At 64.8% G+C, this 21949-nt stretch carries 14 protein-coding genes; 7 read left to right on the plus strand and 7 right to left on the minus strand.

Features of this window, described 5'->3' with window-relative positions; genetic code table 11:
- From BMY89_RS30380 to BMY89_RS14250, 3 genes are all read left to right on the plus strand, one after another.
- Positions 1-396, plus strand: a 396-nt coding sequence (locus BMY89_RS30380) for a tetratricopeptide repeat protein (protein WP_175510369.1), incomplete at its 5' end; no start/stop codon positions are given.
- A gap of 3 nt (positions 397-399) precedes the next feature.
- Positions 400-729, plus strand: coding sequence for a hypothetical protein (locus BMY89_RS14245; protein WP_092380439.1), 330 nt, complete (start codon positions 400-402; stop codon positions 727-729).
- 15 nt (positions 730-744) lie between these two features.
- Positions 745-3006 carry a CHAT domain-containing protein gene (locus BMY89_RS14250; protein WP_092380441.1) on the plus strand — a complete coding sequence of 754 codons (2262 nt, stop codon included), beginning with the start codon at positions 745-747 and terminating at the stop codon, positions 3004-3006.
- A 180-nt stretch (positions 3007-3186) separates the two neighbouring features.
- Here BMY89_RS14250 and BMY89_RS14255 read toward each other — a convergent pair whose 3' ends face one another.
- Positions 3187-4530, minus strand: a complete 1344-nt coding sequence (locus BMY89_RS14255; protein WP_139217944.1) for a hypothetical protein — start codon at positions 4528-4530, stop codon at positions 3187-3189.
- 467 nt (positions 4531-4997) lie between these two features.
- On the opposite strand from BMY89_RS14255, the gene BMY89_RS14260 reads away from it, so the two are divergent.
- Positions 4998-7259, plus strand: a complete 2262-nt coding sequence (locus tag BMY89_RS14260) for a DUF262 domain-containing protein (protein WP_092380444.1) — start codon at positions 4998-5000, stop codon at positions 7257-7259.
- 240 nt (positions 7260-7499) lie between these two features.
- Here BMY89_RS14260 and BMY89_RS14265 read toward each other — a convergent pair whose 3' ends face one another.
- The 5 genes from BMY89_RS14265 to BMY89_RS14285 all read right to left on the minus strand — a co-directional run bounded on the left by BMY89_RS14265 (position 7500) and on the right by BMY89_RS14285 (position 16315).
- Positions 7500-8996 (minus strand): DNA phosphorothioation-associated putative methyltransferase, encoded by a 1497-nt coding sequence (locus BMY89_RS14265; RefSeq protein ID WP_092380446.1) that lies wholly within the window; start codon positions 8994-8996, stop codon positions 7500-7502.
- 588 nt (positions 8997-9584) lie between these two features.
- Positions 9585-10424, minus strand: a complete 840-nt coding sequence (locus BMY89_RS14270) for a phosphoadenosine phosphosulfate reductase domain-containing protein (RefSeq protein ID WP_092380447.1) — start codon at positions 10422-10424, stop codon at positions 9585-9587.
- A complete protein-coding gene (locus tag BMY89_RS14275; protein ID WP_092380449.1) occupies positions 10421-13996 on the minus strand; it encodes a hypothetical protein in 3576 nt (1191 codons plus the stop codon). The genes BMY89_RS14270 and BMY89_RS14275 overlap by 4 nt, the downstream gene beginning before the upstream one ends.
- A complete protein-coding gene (locus tag BMY89_RS14280; RefSeq protein WP_092380451.1) occupies positions 13993-15102 on the minus strand; it encodes a DUF4007 family protein in 1110 nt (369 codons plus the stop codon). The genes BMY89_RS14275 and BMY89_RS14280 overlap by 4 nt, the downstream gene beginning before the upstream one ends.
- A complete protein-coding gene (locus tag BMY89_RS14285; RefSeq protein ID WP_092380452.1) occupies positions 15095-16315 on the minus strand; it encodes a cysteine desulfurase family protein in 1221 nt (406 codons plus the stop codon). The genes BMY89_RS14280 and BMY89_RS14285 overlap by 8 nt, the downstream gene beginning before the upstream one ends.
- A 454-nt stretch (positions 16316-16769) precedes the next feature.
- Between BMY89_RS14285 and BMY89_RS14290 the strand changes: the two genes are divergently transcribed.
- Genes BMY89_RS14290 through BMY89_RS14300 form a run of 3 tightly spaced genes read left to right on the plus strand, consistent with a single transcriptional unit; the run spans position 16770 to position 21201 of the window.
- Positions 16770-18335 (plus strand): DEAD/DEAH box helicase, encoded by a 1566-nt coding sequence (locus tag BMY89_RS14290; protein ID WP_092380454.1) that lies wholly within the window; start codon positions 16770-16772, stop codon positions 18333-18335.
- Positions 18329-20314: an ATP-binding protein gene (locus BMY89_RS14295; RefSeq protein WP_170147697.1), complete on the plus strand. Its 1986-nt coding sequence runs from the start codon at positions 18329-18331 to the stop codon at positions 20312-20314. The genes BMY89_RS14290 and BMY89_RS14295 overlap by 7 nt, the downstream gene beginning before the upstream one ends.
- Positions 20311-21201: a phospholipase D-like domain-containing protein gene (locus BMY89_RS14300; RefSeq protein WP_092380458.1), complete on the plus strand. Its 891-nt coding sequence runs from the start codon at positions 20311-20313 to the stop codon at positions 21199-21201. Before BMY89_RS14295 ends, BMY89_RS14300 begins: the two co-directional genes overlap by 4 nt.
- On the opposite strand, the gene BMY89_RS29875 is transcribed toward BMY89_RS14300, so the two are convergent.
- Complete coding sequence (locus BMY89_RS29875; protein WP_139217945.1) at positions 21198-21653, minus strand: hypothetical protein; 456 nt, start codon at positions 21651-21653, stop codon at positions 21198-21200. The genes BMY89_RS14300 and BMY89_RS29875 overlap by 4 nt on opposite strands.
- Positions 21654-21949: the final 296 nt, after the last annotated feature.

A 21949-nucleotide genomic window follows, 5' to 3' on the forward strand; every position in this document is an offset into this window, starting at 1 on the left:
CTCAACAACATCGGCGCCGTGTACGCCGGGCTCGGGTACGGCCAGCAAGCCCTGGCGTACCTCCAGCAGGCCCTGCCCATGCAGAGGGAGACAGGAGACCGCGACGGCGAAGCCAGCACCCTCAACAACATCACGAGCATTAGGGCTCAGCAGGGTGATCTGACGGGGGCGATGGACGCGCTGCATGGGGTCCTTGGCCTTGTGCGCGCCGTAGGCGACCGCAGCAAAGAAGCGACGGTGAGCTACAACATGGCGGTGCTGCTTGCGCAGATGGCGCGCACCGATGATGCCATCGAAATCCAGCGCCAAGCGGTCGCGCTGGCCGAGGTGACAGAACATTCATCGCTGCAAGCGATGCGGGCGTTTCTCATGCACCTCCAGGAACAGAAGGGCTAGGCAATGGGTACTGCCACACTTGAGGTTTCAGGGGCGCAGGCCGCGCGGTGGGCCGAGGATCTGCACGCCGTGCTGGCCGCGAACGCTGAACCCGGTGAGCGTGTGTCGCCGGTCGAGGTGGACCGGTCGGCTGCGACCGCGATCGCCGTGATCGGGCTGGTGTTCTCCGGCGTCGGCACGGCCAAGACCATCTGGGAGTGGTGGCATTCCAAGCGTCAGGAGGGTGGGACCGTGAAGATATTGTTCGGTGACGGTACCCAGCTGACCCTGTCCGACGTCAGTCAGCAGCGGTTGGAGATTGTCTTCCAGCAGGCTGAAACGCCGCAGCGCTGACGGCCGAGACGATCGGTGAGCCAGTTGAACCCGTTCGAGCTGGAGATCTTCGAGCAGACCTCCAGCTACTGCGAGGTGCGCCTGTCCGCGGAGGGGGACGTGCCGCGAACCCGTGGCCTGGACCGGGCGGCCGTCGACCAGCTGATCGACCTAGTGGAGCGTGACTACAGCCAGGACGCGGTCGCGCAGCGGGTGTACGGCTCGCCGCGGTTGCGTGATCTCGGCGCGAAGCTGGCCGCGTTCGTCGACGGTGATCAGCGATGGCTGACCCCAATCCTGGACCGGCCGCCCGGAGCCATCCTGCGTATCACCGCGGAGCAGCGACTGCGGCACCTGCCCTGGGAGCTGTTGTGCCAGGACGGCTCGTTCCTGACTGTCGCTGGACCCGCGCCGCTGCTGCCGGTCCGGGCCGTCGGCACTGGTGCGGCCCTGCAGGCTCCTGTCACGCCGGGGAATCGGCCGCTGCGTGTGCTGTTCATGGCGACCTCCCCGGAGGGTGTCGAGCCGGTGCTCAACTATGAGGCGGAGGAGGCGGCCATCCTGGCCGCGACCTCGCGGACCGGCACCGATCTGGTCGTTGAGGAGAGCGGGACTTTAGAAGGATTGCGGTTCCTCGCCCGCGACTACGGTAAGGGCTATTTCGACGTGGTGCATCTGAGTGGCCACGCGACCACCGCTACGGGACAGCCCACCTTTGTGGTGGAGAACGAGTTCGGCGGGTCCGCCACCGCCACCGCCGATCAGATCGCCCAGGCGATGGCCGGGTACTGGCCCCGGCTGGTCTTCGTCTCCGGCTGCCTCACCGGCGACGCCCCCGACCGGGGCGCGTTTCCCTCGATGAGCGAAAGCCTGGTCCGCGCCGGGGCGCCCGCGGTGCTCGGCTGGGCGCTGCCCGTCGGCGACGTCTCCGCGACCGATTTCGCCGCCGAACTCTACCGGGCCCTCGCCGGCGGCCAGGCGCTTGACCAGGCTGTCATCGAGGCCCGCCAGCACCTTTACACGAACCAGCGCGGCAGCTGGCACCTGCTGCGCGTCTACGCCGACCGCTCCCCGCTCGCCCCGATGGTCACACCCCTCAACACCAAAGGGCGGACACGGATTCAGGTCCGGGCTGCCGACCAAGAATTCCTGGATCCGCAGACCCAGTTGTCCCGGGTCGCCGCCCGCGCCGCGTTCGTCGGCCGCCGTCGCGTCATCCAACGCTGCCTGCGGACCCTGAGACAGCCCCTGCACGAGCCCGGCGGGGCCGAGGCCTTGGTCCTGTCCGGCATGGGAGGGTTGGGCAAGAGCAGTCTCGCCTCCCGACTGCTGGAGCGCATGCCCACCCACCAGCGCGCCGTGTGGTTCGGCCGCGTTGACCTCACCAAGTTCCGGGAGCTCACCACCAAGGTCCGCTTTCCGGCGCTGGAGCAGCAGGCCGAGGCCGACCATGTCCTGGGCAACGATCAGGTTCCCTTGGCCGTCCGACTGCGATTCCTGCTCGACGTCGACGGACCGCTCGGCCAGACCCCGTGCTTGTTCGTGTTCGACGACTTTGAGGACGGCAACCTCGACGAACGCGAGGGCGGCCACATCCTCTCCGCCGCGATGGCCGAGATCCTTCCGGCCCTGCTCACCGCCATCCGCGAGACCGACAGCCCGAGCCGGGTCATCATCACCAGCCGCTACCGGTTCCCCACCCCCGCCGGCATCCGCATCGCCGCCGAGGCACTGGAAACCCTCATCGACGTCGAGCAGGCGAAGAAGATCGCCAATCTGCCGAACCTGCGCTACGGCTCGCTCCTCGACCCTGGTACCCGGGACCGCGCGATTGCGGCCGCAGCCGGCAACCCGCGCCTGCTCGACTGGCTCGACCGGATCGTCGCCGACCCCACCCTCGACATCGGCGGCCTCATCGCCGCGATCGAACACGAATCCGACCGATTCCGCGAAACCATCCTCGCCACCAAACTCCTCGGCGCCCAAGACCCCGAGCTTCAGCGGATGCTCGCCAAACTCAACGTGGTTGAACTGCCCGTCCCTGGCGAGACCGTCCACGCCATCCACGACCACCCCGACACTGCCCGGCACATGCAACGCGCCACCCAACTCGGCCTCCTCGAAGCTGGCACCGACCCCGAAACCCGCCAACCCCGCTACTACGTCTCCAACATCCTGCGCCCTCTCCTCCGCCCCCTGCTCACCGACGACGAATACGTCGCCGCCTGCGCCGCCGCTGCCCGCTCCCTCCACACCCTTTGGATCACCGGCCCCGCCCAGCCCGGAACCCTGTCATGACCTCCTTTACCCGGGCGGCGGAGGTGCACCGGCTTCACCCTGCTGACCGGCAGCGCCGAGAACACACGCTCAGCGTTGATCACAACGGCCTATCCCTGTCTGACGGCGCCATCGCCACTTCGCGAGCCGATCCGATCCGCCGGGCGATGGCACTGAGCGAAACAGCCGGCGTCCGGGCAATCAGGCCCAGACTCTGGCCTCCCTGGCGAAGCACGGCCAGGGCCGCGTGCCGGCAGCGAACTCGCCACTGAGCATCGCGGCGACCTGCTGGCTCCAGGTGCGGAGATCGATCAGCTCGAGCATCAGCTCCGCGATCGCGGCGAAGTTCAGGGATGTCGACCAGAGCCGGTTGCCCGACCGTACGGCGACGTTCAACAACGGCTTCGAGGGGTCCTCGGTGCCGTCGAGACGTTGCAGCCAGGACGCTTCGACACCAGCCTTGGCCAGCGAGTCGATGATCTTGTTCGGGTTCATGCAGACGGCGAAGAACATGCCGTCGGCGATGAGGCTGGCCGCGACCTCGGCTTCGATCGGGTAAATCGCCCAGGGTGGGCGCACGAGAGTACGACCGGCCTGGTCGATGCTCAGCAGCGTCAGCGTGTGCCCAGGGTCGTCGGCGCCGATGCGTCGGCGGACCCGGTCGAGTTCGGCGCTGAACCGAGTGCCGAACTCATCAGCGGTGTACCGGCCGGCGGCGGTGAACTGACTGGCCGCGACGACCGCGCGGCCGGACGAGACCACGCCTCCGGCGATACCCGTCCGCGCGTGCGCCAAGCCGAGGATGTCACGCAGGCCCGCCAAGTCGGTGCGGTAGTCGATGGCGGTGCGCACCGGTGCGTAGCCGCTGGGCAACTCGCCGGTCTCGTCGGCGAGGACCTGCGAGGTGTCGGCCAGCAGCCGCTCCTGGGCAGGAACTCGGTACCGCTGGTTGGTCTTGATCTCGCGGAGCCAGGCCCAGCCGTCACGGCCGAGGACGGTGACGTCGCCGACACGGATGACGTTGGTCAGGTCGTGGTGCAGCACGAACTCCCGGTTCTCGCGCCACGCGGTCTCGATGACCTCCAGCTCTGCGGCCAGGCCGGTCTTGCCGTACATCGGGCCGGGAGCATCGGCGCGCGACAGCGCCACGATGATGTTGCGCTGGTAGCCGAAGACTTTCCAGGCGAGTGCGTCCGCGATCGACTTGAGCTGGCGCCAGATCCGCTCGTAGACGTCGCCTTCCAACACCCAGGATTCCCGGTCGGTGCGGTCGAGGGCTGTGCCGAGCTCGGGCGCGTCAACGCTGAGGTTGCGGCGCCTATCCAGTCGCTTGATCTGCTGGCTGATCGCGGCGCGGTGCCGCTCGATGTCAAGGACCATGCCGCGGAGCCGACTCTGGAAGTGGTACATGTCCTCGGCAGAGCGGCAGGCGCGCAATGCCCGGATCAGATCCATCAGGGCGCGCAGGGTCTCCTGGTGCGCCGGATGCGCCAGGATGAGGTCGATCTGATCGTCGTCCGCACGATCCATCAACGTGGCGCGCACCATGCCTCCTGCACTTCCGACGGGATGGCATTCGCATCATCCGGACAGCTCGCTGTATCGGCAAACGAATTCGCCACTACGTAGCGCCGGAGGCACTGTGCCCGCGTCCGTAAGCGACCCGCGGCCAGGGACGCCAGGGCGTGTGCAGAAGAGCGCCGGCAGAGGCAACGGCGGTGCCGGTCTGCTCACCTTGCCAGGTTCGTGTGGGCTCCGCGCCGCACATCGGAGCACCATCGTAAGCGCCAGCCGGCCGGAATGCGCCGAGAGTCGATGCCTCCATGACCTTCGCAATACACCCACGATCCACACAGGCCCGACGACAGACGAGGGTCCATACGCGCGTTCCCGCAGCTCAAACCCTTTTGATCTTGCGTGCTCGAAGGTACTCGATCCCGTCACCCTCTGGTCCGTAAGATCGAGGACGACGATCGCGCCGAGCACGGTCCATCATCGAGGTAGGTTCTCGCATGCCAAGCAACTTCACCGCCGATCCATCGACGCTTCGCCAGCTGATCCTGCAGCCGGGGCAGGGATTCTATGTTCCTGCCTACCAGCGCGACTTCACCTGGGGTAAGGACGAGATCAGTCGGCTGTTCGAGGATCTAGAGCAAGGGATCACAAGGGCCGCGCAGGGGAAGACGCCCTCGACATTCCTGGGCTCGGTGATCCTCGTCAGTGACAGAGACAGCGTGATGCCAAAGCATGTGGATGCGCTTCCGACGACGGTGCTCCAGGTCGTAGACGGCCAGCAGCGGCTTTCGACGCTACTCACCGTGTTCGTGGTTCTATCGAGGTCCGTCTCTGACGACATGCGTTGGCTCCAGCAGCAGATTGACGCCGGGTCTAAGAACCCACTCGACATCTGGTTGCTAAACACGCTGGGCGAGCGGCGCGACGAACTCCTCGACGCAATCGCTTTCAAGACCTACTCAGGCGCCGGCGAGTTCAACATGAAGCCCCGGCTGATTCGCCAAGTGAGTGACGTATGGGGTAATGACGCTACTCATGCTATCTATGAGAGCGACATGGCCTGGCTACTGATGGAGGCGGCGCGCTACCGGATCCAGAATCAGCAACATGCCGCGATACCGGTGCCCTCTGATCGGCTGCATCTGGACCTGGTGCTCCGGGTGATCGCCGGTCACATCGATGACCTAAGAATTGGTGCGGATGAGGTTGATTGTGATGTCCTTACAGAGCTTCAATTTCTTTCGGACATCGGCATGGCGAAAGCCCTCATCGGGTCCAATTCGGCTCCTGTGGTCGACCCAGACGCGCTAGATGACCATCGGAAATCAGCCGCACGTCTCCTAGTCCTTGCGTCATTCCTCTTAAACGGGGTGCTAGTCATCGACGTCAAGGCACCCGACGAGGATTACGCTTTCGCGCTGTTCGAACCCCTCAACACCACCGGACAGCCCCTGACTGCCTTGGAGACGCTAAAGCCGTTGGTCGTTCGCAGCGAAGGCGGAATCACGAACTACAGCACCTCGCCTTCGGCGGCGGCGTTCGGTCGCGTCGAGTCCTATTTCCCACCCTCCATGCGTGCGGACGACCGATGGAAGTTGTCAGCCGACATGCTCACCGCGTTCGCGCTGGCGGACACGGGGCGAAAACTGCCGCGTACTCTTCTTGATCAACGGCGGTACCTCCGCCTCCAGTTCCAGTCCGTGGCGCCCCCGAATGGAAGCGTCGAAGGGGCCCGGGCTTTCGCGGATCAGCTTGCCGACGTTTCGGCCTTCCTCTTCGAGGTTTGGCCTCGTAACGGCACATCCCCGCTTATGTCATCCGGCACCGACTTGGACCGCTTGTGCTTGGAGGTATTGCGATCGACTAACCATACAGTCGTCCTTGCGCTGCTTGCGCGTTATTACTCGGAGTGGGCCGCTTGCCCGAGTTCCGCTAGCCGAAGTGAGTTCATGAGCGTCTTGCGAGCCGTGACTGCCTTCTGGGTGCTCTGGCGGACGTCGCGGGCGACGACGAGGGGGATCGACGATGTCCACCGCAAGCTAATGGTCACCGGCCACCCCGCGACGGGGCTTCCGGCCATGGCGAGGCGCGCTGGTGCTTCGGCGACCCTGCCCGCAGCCACGGAGGTCCGTGCAGCCTTGAAGAGCCTCCTGTCGACGCGGGGGAACATAAGTGCCGAGGCGGACTGGGTCGTAAAGGTGACAGTGCAACCGCTTTACCAGACCAGCAAGCAACTCGCGAAGTTCATCTTGCTGTGCGCCCATGACGACCGGATCGAAGATTATTCGGCGCCCGGCTTGGTTCGGCGCGGCGTTCCCGGGTCCTTCCGAGCTCTGACCTCCGAGGCCTGGGACTCCCACTACTCGGTCGAGCACATCGCACCGCAGAATCTCGCCCAGGGTGACACCTCCTACGACCAGGCAATCTACGACCAGGGCCTCACGGACCGTCTCGGGAACCTCACGCTAATGCCGGTTGACCTCAATGAGCTCATCGGAAATAAGACGTGGCCATACAAAAGATGCATCTATGCAGTCCTATCCGAGACCGATCCAAATGCACGGCTGACGCACATGCAGCAGCAATTACCAGGGCTCGCGCCGAAGACAAAGAATGTTCTACAGTCGGCCTCATACCTTCCGTTCTGTGAATTTCTCGACAAGCAGGCAGTGTCGCCCCTGCCCCACTCGTATGTGGCACAGCGAGGACAGCGCCTAGCTGAGCTTGCGGTCGAGCGGTTGTGGCCAATGTTGGCATGAAGGGCATCCGAGTAAGGCGGGGACGAGTACCTTGACCTAATCGAGGTCCACATCATGTTCGATGGTACCGTGGGCCTCGCCGCGACGTGGCATGCGGTGAAGGCTCGTTAGGAATAACAGATAGAGGGCGGCGTCTGCCGCCGTTGTTTGGCCTTACGGCGAAACAGGGGAGCCTCGACAATGGGGAAAAACGACGCCGCCGTCGCTGTTGGTCGTTCACCAACTGGGTGCTGAACAACGTTACTGGAATACCTCAGGAGCGGGCGCCGTCGTGATGCGGACGATGCGGTGCCCGGCTAGCCGGTAGCCCCGTTCCTGTAGCCGCTGCTCCCACCCGGTTTGAGTGCCAATGGTCACGGGCTCTTGCAGCAGTCCGGCGCGCTCTTCCTGCTTGGTCAGCCGGGCGAACTTGTCGCGGCCGGGGTAGTCAAGGGGGACGAACGCTTCTTTACGATGAAGAACGGGCGGGTTGGTTGAGCTGCGGAAGTCAGTGTATTTGACGGACAGCTTCCTAAGATCTGCTCTCAAGGACGTTGCCAATACGGGGTGTGGTGCCTTGTCGAAGTTTGGATACGAGAGGTAGGATACCTTGGCCATTATCCGCGAGAACTTGATGATTGTGCACTCCGTTACTGTCCCGGTGAGCGTCCGGGCGCATCCTTCATAAACACGGAGGAGCGGATCAAGCAACTGAATTGCCGTAGCGTGCACATACAGGGCGTCGGCCGTTAACTTTCCGATATCGGACCGACTGCATGCATTGTTCAATGCCTTTTGATCGGCGATGGCGTGTAGCAGTTCGTCCGCCTGGGAGCAGGCAGCTCGGTAGGATCCGAATAGCGTTCGTACGTCGAGCGCTACGCCCTTGGGTAGATCCGACGCCTTGGGTCGGCCTCGGAACGCGGCGAGTGCGAGGTAAGCCAGGAGATCTCGTTCTGCTTGATGGCGAGCTCGCGTAAGGTCCCTGTCCCAGTCTTGGCTGCCGGTAACATCCCGTAACAGCGCTGCAGCTTGTTTCAGCGAAGGGAAGGCGCCCAGAAGCCGACTTGCTGTTCCGGCAATCTCCTCTGGATCGGGGACTCGGCCACGACGGGCGATGAAGGCCGCCAGCGCGTCCATGTCTTCGCGGTGGACGTCGTAGAGGGCTTGCCGACGGCGTGGCCGGCTCGCGGGTGCGGGTCGGTGCCGAGTACGCGACGCTAGAAAGGTTTGGGCGTCAGAGTCCTGACGGAAGACGTAGAAGACGCCAGGCGCGGCGGCGATGCAGTCGGTGCGCAGCTGAACGTTGATCCAGTCGCGTAGTTCCGCCTGACTGTAGAACTTCTGGAAGGTGCCGCGCTTGGTGATGATCCCGTCGCCGTGACGGCGGCCGGTGACGGTTCGTGCTTCCCAGTCGGGTCGGGCTGCGACGACGAGTACCTGCCGGGCCAAAGCCCAGGCTGATGCCAACGTTTGAGCCCGTTCGGTGGGGTCTTCAATGACGTTGATGACGTACCCGAGGTTGACCACGTCCGCTGCATGCCGTTCGGCGTTGGGGCTGTGTCCTGGGTCCCAGCCGTGGGCGGTGTAGCCCATGGCCTGGAGGCGCGCGACGTCTCCGCCGCGTCCGCAGCCATAGTCGAACAGCGTGGAGTTAGCGCTCAGGACGCCATCCGCCATTGCCAGCGCGATAGGTTTGGACAGGTGCTGACGGGCGATCGCTGTCTGGTGGCGGGGAATCACCTGGGCGCTGTCCATAGCTCACGATTCTGCCGGTTCGTAGCCGAGGACCGAAGAGTACACGCAGCAGGAAGCATCCGCCCCCTGTTCTACTCATCCGGCCACGCCACGCGTAGGGCTCGGTACGCTCACTTAGCGCTAGTTTAAACGTCCAACATCAGTAGGCTGACTTGACTGAGTTGCATATTCAGGGGTCACTGTCCAGCAAGAGGGCTAGCCCACTGGAGATGAAGTGATTCTGAAAGCACGTATAACTGATGCAGGCCATGTTTCCTTTCTGGTCAAGCACTCCGATGGCGGAGAAGCTGAACTCGTTGCAGCCATGATCCCGCCCTCGGAGGTTCAGCGGTCGACCGGCACCTTCCGGAATCCAGATCTGCTGGTCCATTTGCCACCGAAGTTGGTGTCCGCGCTGTTGGGTCCATCGGAGCCTAAGGGGGATGGCATGGTGATAGCGCTAATCGTAAATGCGGAAAGTCGGCGTGGGGCTGCGGTTGGGGCATTTGCGGACACGGCAGTGGCTAAGGCCTGGTGGCAGCAGCCGTATAACAGGTTGGCGCGGGACCCAGACGTGCTGTTCCTGACGGTGCCAGTGGAGGCCGACGTTTAGAGGTGGCAGACGGCGCAGCCCGCCTCGTCGTTGTCCTCGTCGAGGGCGTCGGTGAGCACCTCGATGAGGGGCAGATTGGGGCGGGGCTTGGCTGCCGCGCGAGCAAGAGCGGCGGCATGTCGCTCTTCGATCACATCGCGCCGTTCGAGAAGGTCGCGCAGCGACTCACCCTGTGACCACGTGTACTGACGGCCGCGCATCGCCGTGGCTTGGTAGTTGACCTTGTCCTCGTATTCAACGGCGCGTTCGAACAGCTCCGGGTGTCGGTCGGCGAGGCCAACCCATTCGTGTTTGCGCTGGAAGAAGCAGAAGTAGCAGCCGGAACGGGTGCGCCACTCGTAGTAGGCCGGCAGGCCGATTCCGGACTCCTCCAAGATTCGGTTGACTCCGTCACGGTCGATGCCGTCTTCCCGGAACGGGAATACAGCCTTGATGTTGGGCTTGGTGCTGACGTAGCCGAGACGGTTCTCGTCGGCGCGGATGGCGACGTACGAGATGGCGGGGCTGTCGCCTAGCCATTCCTCAAGCGGTTTGATCTTGAGGTTCTTGGTGCACCACCGCATGGACGCGCTTGGAAGGGTGCCTTGGTAGACCTGCAGCCAGTGGTCGAAGTCGCGGGTGGCGTTCAGTCGGACGATCTGCTTACCGAGGGCCGCTTCGAGCTGGTTGAGGTAGTCGTACGTCTCGGGGAGCTCGGCACCGGTGTCGCAGAAGAAGTACTCCATCTGCGGCACCTTCGTGCGCATGTAGATCGCGAGGGCGGAGGAGTCTTTACCTCCCGAGATGCCGAGGACGTGGCGGGTGTCGCCGGGCGTACGTTGCCGGGGTGCAGTCATCGGGTCGACTTCCTTCGCGTGGATGGTGCGTCGTCGCTGCCAGCGTCCCTCTCGACTATGACACTTTCGGCCAGCAGGGCGAGCAGTGCCCGCTCGCCGTTCTCGCTGATCTTCCTGCGAGCTAGGGCGATCACCTCCGGCAGCAGGGCCTGCGCGCTGGCACGTTCGTCGTTGGAGAGGTGGACGACGGTGTGGAGCTCGTGTCCGTCGGCCTGGGTAACGGTGATCGCCTGGGAGACAAAAGTAGCGTCGGTCGGTTCGGCCGTCGTGGGCTGGTGCAGGTTAGCCAGCCGCTCGATAGCGCGAGCGGCCGCCCGGACCTCGTTGGTGAAGGTGCTGATGTCACCATCACGCCAGTCGGAGAGCCCGCGGCCAACGATCCGGACGACGAACGGGTCGAGCCATTCCTCATCGCTGAGCGTGGTCTCTTGAGCGAGAGTGATGACACCACGGAGTTTTGCCTCGACCAGGTTCACATCGGCGAGGTGTCGGGTGTAGACCGCAAGGCGCTGACGTAGCTTGCCGAGATTCGTGGGCATGTGGAACGCCTCGGCGATGGCCTTGACAACTTGTGTGCGGAGACGTTCGTCCGCCCGGCCGAGTTCGGTAAGCGCCTTGCTCAGCGACTCGGCGTAGCGGCGCGCGACTTGCTCGTCGATTTCACCGTTCGCTGGGATCGGCTCGAGGTCGAGGGCGGACGGCAGGTCGGTGAACAGGAGCGTGTCGGGTTCGCGAGCGGTCTTGAGCGCTTGACGTACGGCCCGTGCCTGCTTGGGGAGTTGTTGGGTGTGATCGGCGTACGCGGACAGGCTCCGGGCGCGGTCGAGCAACTCACGCGTGAGCGTCAGAGGCGCGACGTTGCGGACGTTGATCGGTGGTGCTGCCGGCATCCGCGCACCGATCACCTGGGCGATCTCGGTTACTGCGGTCTTGCGCGGACCTGCTTGAACGCCCATGGCTTTGACCGCGAACCGCTCCGGGCTCTTGATCATGCGCTCAGCGAGGGCAGCGGTTAGTCGTGTCTGGTAGGTGCCCTCCTCGAAGAGGGCGAGTTCTTGGCTCCCGATGATGAGCGCGGTCAGCACGATGACCGGGATGACGCCTGGCCGTATCCCGAAAGGAGGCGCTTCGAGCAGTTCGTAGACGGCGTCGAGCCTCAGCGGCTGTGCGGTGGCTGCCCGCATCTGCTGCTGCATGGCGGTCCAGGCCGGGTATAGCGAGTTGCCGGGCTCCGGTTCGCAGAAGCCGAATGGAAGCAGCTCGGTGTCGTCGTCGGTGCGCTGATCGGTGGGGCGGTGCAGCTGGAGGTATTCCAGGACTCCGCTGTACATCGCGCGTTCCGGCCCGTAGCCCTCGATGCCGAGGTACTGATGGGTGGGTGCCGTGATCATGGCGATGATCAGCTCACGGCGTGCCTTGGCTGCTTGGCTGGTCAGCTTATGCCGGCCCAGCATCTCGTTACGGATGTGTGGAGCGTGGGGGAACACGCTCTCGCACGCCTTGGAGACGAGCTCTGCGAGGCTTCGGCCCTTGATGGTCTCGGCATCAGCTGTGAAGACGGCGGCCCCGGCCCTAGCCGGCAGCAGGTACCAGGTGGGGGCTAGCTGGCTTGGCAAGAAGGCTTCTGCGACCCGGGTGGCCAGTTCGGCGCTGGCCTGCGCGATACGTTCGCTGACCTCGGTACTGGCCACGGCGTCGAGCTCGATGTTGGCCGGTAGCTCGTGGAGAGCGTGCAGGTAGCGGGCGGTACTGAGTACTTTCTCGGCGTGGGCGGTCACGCCGGCGATGACAGGGCGGTCGGTTCGAACCGTGGGGATGGTGTATTCGTCCCCGAAGTGGAACAGCAGGAGTCCGTCTTCGGCGTCAGTGGCGGACGGCCCGATGAGCTCGGGCGAGCCTGCGTCGGTGGCCTTGGTGACGAAGTGGCGCAGCATACCGGTGCGTTGGCTGTGCTTGCCCGCCACAACGGCCGTCGGCAGGTAGGTCGAGATCGCCTTGACCGCGGCGTGGTCGTCGCAGGCGTTGATCAGCTGCTCGATGTGGCTAGTGAGATCGACGTCGCTGCCCCGCCATACCCGGTACTCGTCGCTGAACTGTCGGTACACGAGGAAGCCGCGGTCGACGAGGTTCGTGACTTGGTCGGCGAGTAGTTGTCGGGCCGTGGCGTCGTTGAGCGTGATGGGGTCGCTCAAGGCGAACAAGATGGTGTCCATGCTGGCGCGCAGGGCGCCAGAGGCGTCGACGAGGTTGAGCATGCCAATGGTCTTGAGGATGACCTGGTCTTGCTCAGGGAGCCCGTTGGCCTCGGCGATGCGGTTGTCGATCTCCATCCACCGGCTCGCATTGGCCGAGGCCAGGATGGTGGTGCGGCCAGCGGTGAAGAAGTAGTCGAAGGCGTCGGCGATGCGGACGGTGGATGCCGAGGAGGGGCGATTCGATGCGTAGCTCTGCAGGAAGCGTCGCACCGTGTGGGGTTCGTCGTTCGCGATGAACCCGGTCATGCTGCGATCGTGCTGCCCGATCTGCGCGGCGAGCAGCGGCGCGACCACCGTTGTCAACGGGTGCAGGGGGTACACGTGGGTGAACGTGTCGTGGCCTGCGGCGAGGATGCCTTGGAGACCGCGTTCGGTCCAGGCCCGAGCAGACGCGGCGGCATGCTGGGCTATGAGCTTGCGTCCCTTGGGCGACACGCCGTCGTGGTCGAGGGTTCGGCGGATCAGCTCGACGGTGTCGCCGAGGTGGATCGTCATGAGGATGTCCTCGAACCGGCCCTGAACCTTCGCCCACTCCCGGCTCTGCAGCGTGCTCGCGCGGGAGGCGTAGTCGGCGAAAGACAGGTGCTGCAGCGTAAGGAGGTAGAGCGGCACGCCGCGGGAGCCTGCACCGAGCTCAGCGAGTTCCTGCAACAGGAACACGTCGCTACCGGCATCGCTGAATTCACCACGGGAGGCGAGATGCTCTAGCGACTTGCCGAACTCGTCAATGACCAACATGACCGGTGCCTGCTCGCAGAGAACCTTTACGGCGGACACGAGCTCCTGATTGCTGAAACCCGGAGCCTTGAGGGGCGCGAGCGCTTCCTGCACGGGTGTGGGCATGTCGTTGTCAGGCCAGGCGCGGGCGGCACCATCGAGCAGCGCTCGCGTGATGCTGTCGAGCAGAGGTTCTCGCCGTGCCGTGGCGACGCAGGTGATGAATCCGTTGGGTGCGGTGCGGTCACGAGCTGTTGCCAACCGGCGAGCCAGGATCGGACTCGTCTCGGCGAGTACCTCTTCGGCCTCCGTCCGGCGGTTCCCCGCACGGCCGAGCAGCGACACGACGACCAGAGCCAGTGTCGACTTGCCTGAGCCGTAGGGCCCCGTCAGGGACCAGGCGCGGGTGGTTGCTTGGTCCTCCAGGGCGGCGGTGACCCGTTCCAGCATGTCCTGTGCCCGGATGCCGATATGCACCGGGCCGAGATGCTCGTCGCGGACGTCGCGTTCGATGTTCGTCGACCGCAGTCGGCTGCTGACGATGTTGATCCCGGCCGGCGTCTGCGGACTGATGCCCGACGGTGCACCATTGGCGGTCATACCAGGGCTCCTGCGAGTCGATCGAGAGTCGGCTGGTCGAGCAGGTCGGTGCGGCCACGTCGCCGCATCTCTCGCAGCATCCCGGGTGGTTGCGTGGCATACCAAGCTTCCCGATCTGGGAAGCTTGCGCGGGCGCGAACGTTGCCGTAGTAGCCGTCCAGCACGTCCCAGGCCAGGTCCTTAGGATTGACCTCGAACCGCAGGCTGCGTTGCCCGATGCCCTCCACCAGGGCCATCTGCGGGTACTCGCCGGCGACCTCCTCGAGTGCATGCGCGATCTCCGGCTCCCGAAGCCGGAAGGCCCGCCCTGGGCCACCCGGCTCATTGGTGAGACGGGCCAGAGCGATGGAACCACTCTGCAGAGGCTCGCTGCGCGCCGCGTAGTCCAGACATGCGTAGGCGACCAAGGCTGGCGGCAGAGAGGTGCGAGCGTTGCTGGTGAAATGCCAGCGGCTCGCTGCGTTGTTGCGTCCGAACCCGGTGGGCTCCAGTAGCCCGAGTTCCCGGAAGGGGGAATCGAGCAGGTCCTCGAAACTTCCGCCAGAACCCGCGGTGGGTTCACGCCGGCGCGCGTACATCTTGGTGAGGCAATCCGCGTCCTTGGCTACCGATGCCTCTACCGGGGGCTCCCAGCCAGCCAACCGTACGTGTCGCAGGGTGGTCTCGGTGAGCTCGCTTGTGGTGAATCGGGACGTCGACTGGGCGTGGAAGGCCACCCACCAGGTGGGAGTGTGGCAGGGTTTTGCCAGGAGCCACCAGTGCAGCAGCCACAGACTCGCAGTGTCCTCAAGGTAGGGGTCGGCACCGTTCTCGTCGAGCAGCCATCGTGCCTCCCAGGTCGGTGAGGCGACGTTCGCCCGGGACGTGGGGTCCTTCGGGTACTCGACGGTGAGCTTGAAGGCGTATGACCAGAACCGGATTGCGTTGACCATGTTCTTACCCACGCCGAGCGTCACCGTCGCGTTGTCGCGCAGAAACACGTCGCTGCCGATGTTGGCGTCGGTCAGGGCGCTGTACGCCTTGTGTAACCAGCCGAACCGAGGGTGAAAGGTCTCATGGCGGGAGAACGACGGCTCGGCGACGTCCTTGAGCTTGGTTTCAAGCATCGTGTCTCCGCGGTCCTTCCTGCCCCCGGGCGGTTCCAGAGGCAGTCGTGGTGGTGTTTGGGTACAGAGCAGCGTGAACCCGGCGCGCAGCGTCGATCACGTGGCGAATGGCGCTATCGATGTCATCGGCGGTAGTGGCGTAGCCGAGAGAGAAACGGATGGTGCATTCGGCTTCATCACGGCTCAGGCCCATGGCGAGCAGGACTCGGCTCGGCTCCATGGCACCCGCCGCGCAGGCACTGCCCTCGGACGCCGCGATGGCGGGCATGGCGGCGAGCATCGCGTCGGCTGGCAGGCCGTCGAAGGTCAGACTCGCTACGCCGGGTAGCCGCAGGTCAGGATGGCCGTTGCGACGGGTGCCGGGTAGGGCTGTCATGACAGCAGTCTCGAAGCGGTCACGCAGCGATCGGATACGTGCCGCTTCTTGATCGAGGCACCGGGCGGCAGCCTCCGCAGCGGCCCCCAGGCCGACGATGCCGGGCACATTCAGGGTTCCCGGCCGCCGTCCGCGCTCATGACCGCCGCCGTGCACCAGCGGCCGGATCGCCGGCATTGTGCCGCGCCGCACGTACAGTATTCCTACCCCTTGCGGGGCCCCAAATTTGTGCCCTGACAGGGACAGCAGGTCAAGCTGCAGCCTACGGAGATCGATCGGTAGCCGACCAACGAGTTGCGTCGCGTCCGAGTGCACTAGCGCACCGGCTTCGTGCGCGATTTTCACCACTAGGTCGAGATCACTCAGGACGCCGGTCTCGTTGTTGGCAGCCATGATCGAAACTAGGGCAGGTGAAGTTGCGAGTGCTTCTTCCAGCTCTTCGAGACGTAGTGTGCCGTCCCGGTGGACCCCGACCGTGTGAACCTTGCTCCCCGCAGCGTCGGCGACCGCAACTGCCGCTTCGGTCACCGCCGGGTGCTCCACCGCGCTGATCACTAGGCTCTGGCCAGGCCTTGCGGCCGAGCGGAGAGCCAAATTGTTGGCCTCGGTCGCACCCGAGGTAAAGATCAACTCATTCGGTGAGCATGCCAACAGGGCCGCAACCCGCTCGCGTGCCTGATTCACCGCGAGGGCCGCGTCCCGGCCTGCCGCGTGCACGCTCGAGGCGTTACCGACTGCCGTCAGCGCCTTGGTGGTTGCGGCCAACGCTTCGGGGCGAACGGGCGCAGTGGCGTTGTAGTCGAGGTAGATGAGGGGATCAACACCGGTACGACCCATCCTTCTCCCCCTCCGTCGCGGTACCCACCTTATGGGCTGGTGGGCTGCAGGGGAACCGCGACGCGTGCCACCAGCCGTGATCATGGGTGGCAAGATTACCGTACGCGTGTTCTGTTCCGTTGCCCCGTAGGCCGGCTCGCGACGGCTCGCCGCATCGAAGTTCAACGCCACTCCCGGACGCCCTCAGAGGAAGGCGCAGCTGCACGAGGACGCCCGTGAGCCGCGGTCCCCTTCGAGCGTGGTGGCGCGATAGAGTGAGCGCCTGAATCGATGTCGTAGGCATCTTGTTCAATAACCCACGTGACTAGCGACCCGAGGCGAGTCGCGCGGAGGATGCCGTCGAGATGATCCACACCGCTGTCATGATGGCAGGTGCCCGGCACTTCGCAGCCGGTCGCCGGGTGGGCGCCGCGCTCACCTTCCTTCTCCTAATCCCCGCTGCTCGAGCGTGCCGATGACATACACGATCTTTGACTTGTTGCGGACGTCGGGCCGGACGTCGAGCTTCATAGACGAACGGGTCCTTCGAGCGATCGGGCGCCTCGTCGACGGCGGGCATGTTCGGCAGGCGCCCGGTGATGCTGTGATCGCGGCTGCGTGCCTCGGCGATCCGATCAGCGCGGTCCGTCGCCTCGCCGAGGCCGGTGTGCTGCCCGGTGAGCTCCCAGATGAACAACGACGCGATCTGTCTGCCCGCCTGTCGCTCGGCCCGGATCAGCTCGACAGCAAGGCCGTTCTGGCGAACCCGAGCGCCGTGGCGGTATTTCTCGGTCTCCCCGAGGTGCGCAGCAGCACTGGGGCGCAGACACCGATTGACGCAACGCCGGCCTACGGGCTGTTTCCGCATCAACGCCGCGCCGTGGTCCGCGCCCGTAAACTTCTGCGGCTCGGCCGTACCCGGCTGTTGCTGCACATGCCCACCGGGTCCGGCAAGACCCGCACCACGATGAGCATGGTGGCCGACTACCTGCGCGAGAACGAAGGTCGCGTGGTCCTCTGGTTCGCATCCACGCGAGAGCTGCTGGACCAAGCGGCGCGCGAGTTCCACAAGGCGTGGTCTCTGCTGGGCGACCGGCCCGTCCCCATCGTTTCGGCCTGGGGCGGTCAGGACGCCGACTTCACCGACCTTACCGATGGCCTCATCGTGGCCAGTCTGCAGACCGTCCATGCACGTCGCAGCGACCCCGGTTTCATTCCTGACCTCGGTCGCCGTGTTGGGCTCATCGTGTTCGACGAAGCGCATCAAGCGGTCGCCCGCACCTACCGGTACGTAGTCGAGCAACTCTCCGCCGCCGGCCAACCGGTCACTCCCATCATCGGGCTCAGTGCGACCCCGGGGCGGACCTTCCTCGGAGGACGATCGGATGAAGACCTCGCTGAGTTCTTCGAACACACGAAGGTGGAGCTGGATACCGCTGCTGAAGGGGCGGACAACCCGGTCGCTTACCTGATCCGTCAGGGTTATCTCGCTGAGCCCGAATTCCGGCTCCTTGGAGACCTCCCAGAGGACGATGAACCGGATAGCGGCGGTGATGACGAGCTGGATGACATCGGCCTCAATCAGGATGACTACATGCAGGAGGTTCTCGGCGCCACCTTGCAGCTAGTCAGTGAGTCACACCGCCGCATCATCGTGTTCGCCGCCTCGGTGGAACTGGCTCACTCGCTGGCAGCGTCGCTGCGATCGGTCGGTGTCCTGGCGGATGCGGTGGACGGAACGACGGCACCCGAGCTCCGCGATACCGCAATCCGGATGTACAAGAGCCCGGCACCCATCCCTCGCGTCCTGGTCAACTACGGCGTGCTGACGACCGGATTCGACGCCCCGCAGACCAGCGCCGTCGTGATCGCACGCCCGACGCGTTCCCTCGTGCTGTACAGCCAGATGGTCGGCCGGGGCATCCGGGGCCCGAAGGCCGGCGGCAACAGGAAGGCCGTCGTCGTCACCGTAGTCGACCCCGCAGTCCCCGCGTTCGGTTCCATCGCCGCCGCCTTCACCCACTGGGAGGACTTGTGGTAACACCCGACACCCATCAGGAAGCTCCCCTTCTCTCCGGTGAACAGACCGTCAAGTCCATCCGGGACACCGGCTACAAGGGCACCGACTATGCCCTCGCTGAGCTGATCGACAACTCTTTTCAGTGGGGTCAGGCCCGTACGGTCCTGCTGGTCATCGTGCAGCGCATGGTGCAGGGTAAGCGGCGCGCCACCAAACGCGCCGACGAGATCTGGGTCATCGACGACGGCACCGGCATGACGGATCAGGCCGTGAACCTCGCCCTATCGTTCGGCGGATCCGGCAAGTACGACGACCGATCGGGCATCGGCCGCTTCGGTATGGGCCTGCCGCAGGCCAGCGTCTCACAGTGCGAGCGGACCGATGTCTGGACCTGGCAGAGATCACAACCGGAGAACGCCTCCCATACATATCTTGATCTGAAAAAACTCTCACGCTCCGGCAAGGGATCCACGCTTACCGTCCCGTGGCCGTCGCGCCCTGGTCAGTCGGGCTACGAAGCCATGCCCGATTGGGTCCTTGACGTCTTCAAGCAGCACGCCACCGCGGACACGTCGATGGGACAGCCGCTCTACGGCGGCACGGCCATCCGATGGTCCGCGCTCGATAAGGTCCGCTGGACAACTGCCAGCACCATCCTCAAGCACGCTGAGTACCTACTTGGGCGGATCTACCGGAACTTCCTGACCACCGAGTCCGAGCCGCGCCACATCAAGATCGCCATTGTCGACGCAGACATGATCGGCGGCCTCATCGAGTTCTACGACGTACGCCCCAACGATCCCCTGTACCTGCTGCCGGCGGACCAGAGCACCCTCGAGTACTGGGAGCAGGCCGGACCGGATGGCGAGAAGGAGAAGTACGTTCCGGTCACCGACAGCGCGCCCTTCACAGCCCACCACAACTCTCGGACCTTTGAGATCGCGCGTGCGGACGGCAAAGGCAACTCCCTGGTCCACGCGCGTCTGTCCCTGGCCCGGCCCGAGGCTCGACCGGGGAGAAATCCCGGCAAAGACACTCACCAGGGACGCCATGCCCGAGACAACGCCGGGATCTCGGTTGTGCGCGCCGGCCGCGAACTCGTCCTCGAACAGACCCTGAACGAGGAAGCCACCGACCGGTGGTGGGGCGTCGAGCTTTCCTTCAGCCCCGACCTCGACGAGATCTTCGGGGTGACGAACAATAAGCAGGACGTGCCCAACCTGACGCAGGCACTGCAACTAGCGCGTACCTACGATCTGCCGAAGGAACAAGCCCTGGAAGAGGGCCTTTTTGACGAAGAGCACGAGATCGCCGAGCTATACGGGATGGCCCACCAGCTGCTGATACTCGTCCGTTCCCTGCGGCAGGAAGGCCGAGAAGGTCGAGACGCGGCATCGCGAGGCCGCTCCGCCCCTCCGAACATCGCGGGAGTCGCCTCCAACATCAAAAAGACACGCTCCACCGTCATCCCCACGCCCGGTGAGAAGAAGTTCGCGGATGATCCGGACCCTGAGAAGGCCGCCGGCGCTATCGAGACGAAGCTCAAGGCGGATGACGTCCCCGACCAGACCCGCCGGATAATCATCGAGAACTACAGGCGTGGCGTGACCGTCCAGATCCTGACGCACGCCGAGAAGCACGTCCCAGCGTTCTTCCGGCCCGACGAGGCCATGAACCTGGAGCTGCTGTGCTTGAACAACGCTCACCCCGCTTACCAGGCCATCATCGATCCGTTGCGCGCCTCGGGCGATGACATTGCCGCGATGAGCGAAGAGGAAGCCAAGAGGCTCCTCACCAAGAGTGCCGATGCCATCACCTGGCTTCTGCTGGCCTACGCTCGCTGCGAGAACGAGTACCAGGGACATCCCCTCGCGGGCACATGGAAGCAGATTCGCGACCAGTGGGGTCAACGCCTCGCCGAGACAGTGCAGGACTCTGCCTTCAAAGCTGCCGAGCTCTTCGGCGACAGCGCCGAGGACGACAGCGAGAGCGGTGTATGACGCAGGCGAACGTTGATCCTCAGCGGTGCGGATTTCGAGTCCTCGAACTCGTTTCCACCGCAGCCGCTTTGACGATCGTCGCGCCGTTCATCACCTCGGCCGGCATCAGGCCGATCCTCACGGAGCTGCCGCAGGACGCCGAGCTCGAGATATACACCCGGTGGCGGCCGGATGAGGTCGCCGCCGGGGTGAGTGACCCGCACATCTTCGATCTGGTGGGCAACCGCGGCGGAACAGTGTCGCTGCACCCAATCGTCCACGCCAAGGGATACTTGACTGGTTCATCCGCTCTGGTGGGCTCGGCCAACGTCACTGGGAACGGCCTCGGATGGGGCCGCCCCGGCGCCGTCGAGATCCTTGTCGAAACCTCACCGAGCGACCCGGCCCTGGTGGCGCTGATGTCTGTGCTGCGGGCGATGTCATCAACGGCCACGGAAGCGGACCGCGACGCTGTTCTAGCGGCTGCAGCGGCGCTCCCCGCAGCGCCACTACAGGCCGTCGAGCCGGTGGACCGCACAGATTGGCTGCCTTCCTACCGGATGCCGGAAGTGCTCTGGCTCGTCTACGACGGACAGCGCGAAAAGGAGCTCACGGACTTCGTTCAGCCCGAGCTCCGAGCGCTAGGGGTTCCCAACGGTATCCAGAGTGAACCGGCGTTCAACGCCTACGTCGGGGCGATCCTGCGACAGGGCTTCACCGGCCGCATCGCGCAGGAATGCAGCAACCTGTCCACCATCAAAGCGGTACAACGTCTGACTGAACTCTGCATGGCAAGAGGCATCACCATCGAGGACCCAGGTCTGCTGTGGGAGACTCTCGCGGCTTGGATCGCGCGTTTCATGCCCGGCTTCCAGCGGATTTCCGGTGGTACGCGACTGATCCGCTAACGCCACAGGCCGATCGGCCGGCCTGTATCCGGGTCGAGAACTCGCACTGGCTGAGGGAACTCAGGCTCCGAGGTTGGCTGCGACGACTGCTGCGGGATGACCGCGCACCGGCCGAGAGCCGAGCGCAGCAACTCGGCTGCTGCGGTCATCCCGGCCGCCTCGGCAGCGGCGAGTAGGGTCCGCGCAGCCTTGGTCGCCTCCGCCTCTACGACTCCACCGCTCTTGCCGGGGCCACCTGCGAGCTGGTCCTGCATCTCGTACAGGCGGGCACGCAAGCGATCCACTTCGGCCGCCAGGCAAAGGTCGAACTCTGTGGATGATGGCTCTCCATCACATCTTGGTTCTTGCACGACAGCGAGCAGGCGAGCTACTGAATCCGACAGATGATTTCGACGGGCGCGTTCAAGATTTTCGGCACGTCGCTCCTCGAAACGCCTGCTGGCCAACGCCACCCCTCTATCCTGCTCCGCCTCGCCACCGGTCGCGGCTCCACGCGCCGGGGCAGTACGGCCGGTCGGACGCTGTCGTGGAACAAGAGCCGGAGTGGCGTCCGTCAGCGTAGCGGAAGCTGCACGAGGCATCAGGACACCGAACGGCCGATCAGCGGTCCCCCGGCGCCGCAGCCGTAGGGGTTACAGCGGTCGTCGTGGAGTGAGGATCTCCCGGTAGCTCGGAGGCTTCGAGCACGCTCTTCAAGAACTGAAGGTGGTCCATCCAAGTCGGAGGGTCGGGCATAGCAGCTGACGTG

Origin of the sequence: Micromonospora phaseoli (assembly GCF_900109115.1) — a bacterium.
GTDB lineage: Bacteria > Actinomycetota > Actinomycetes > Mycobacteriales > Micromonosporaceae > Micromonospora > Micromonospora phaseoli.

Coding starts and splice junctions, on each gene's coding strand:
- BMY89_RS14245 (WP_092380439.1), top strand. CDS start 400: ATGGGTACTGCCACACTTGAGGTTTCAGGGGCGCAGGCCGCGCGGTGG.
- BMY89_RS14260 (WP_092380444.1), top strand. CDS start 4,998: ATGCCAAGCAACTTCACCGCCGATCCATCGACGCTTCGCCAGCTGATC.
- BMY89_RS14265 (WP_092380446.1), bottom strand. CDS start 8,996: ATGGACAGCGCCCAGGTGATTCCCCGCCACCAGACAGCGATCGCCCGT.
- BMY89_RS14270 (WP_092380447.1), bottom strand. CDS start 10,424: ATGACTGCACCCCGGCAACGTACGCCCGGCGACACCCGCCACGTCCTC.
- BMY89_RS14275 (WP_092380449.1), bottom strand. CDS start 13,996: ATGACCGCCAATGGTGCACCGTCGGGCATCAGTCCGCAGACGCCGGCC.
- BMY89_RS14280 (WP_092380451.1), bottom strand. CDS start 15,102: ATGCTTGAAACCAAGCTCAAGGACGTCGCCGAGCCGTCGTTCTCCCGC.
- BMY89_RS14285 (WP_092380452.1), bottom strand. CDS start 16,315: ATGGGTCGTACCGGTGTTGATCCCCTCATCTACCTCGACTACAACGCC.
- BMY89_RS14290 (WP_092380454.1), top strand. CDS start 16,770: ATGACATACACGATCTTTGACTTGTTGCGGACGTCGGGCCGGACGTCG.
- BMY89_RS14300 (WP_092380458.1), top strand. CDS start 20,311: ATGACGCAGGCGAACGTTGATCCTCAGCGGTGCGGATTTCGAGTCCTC.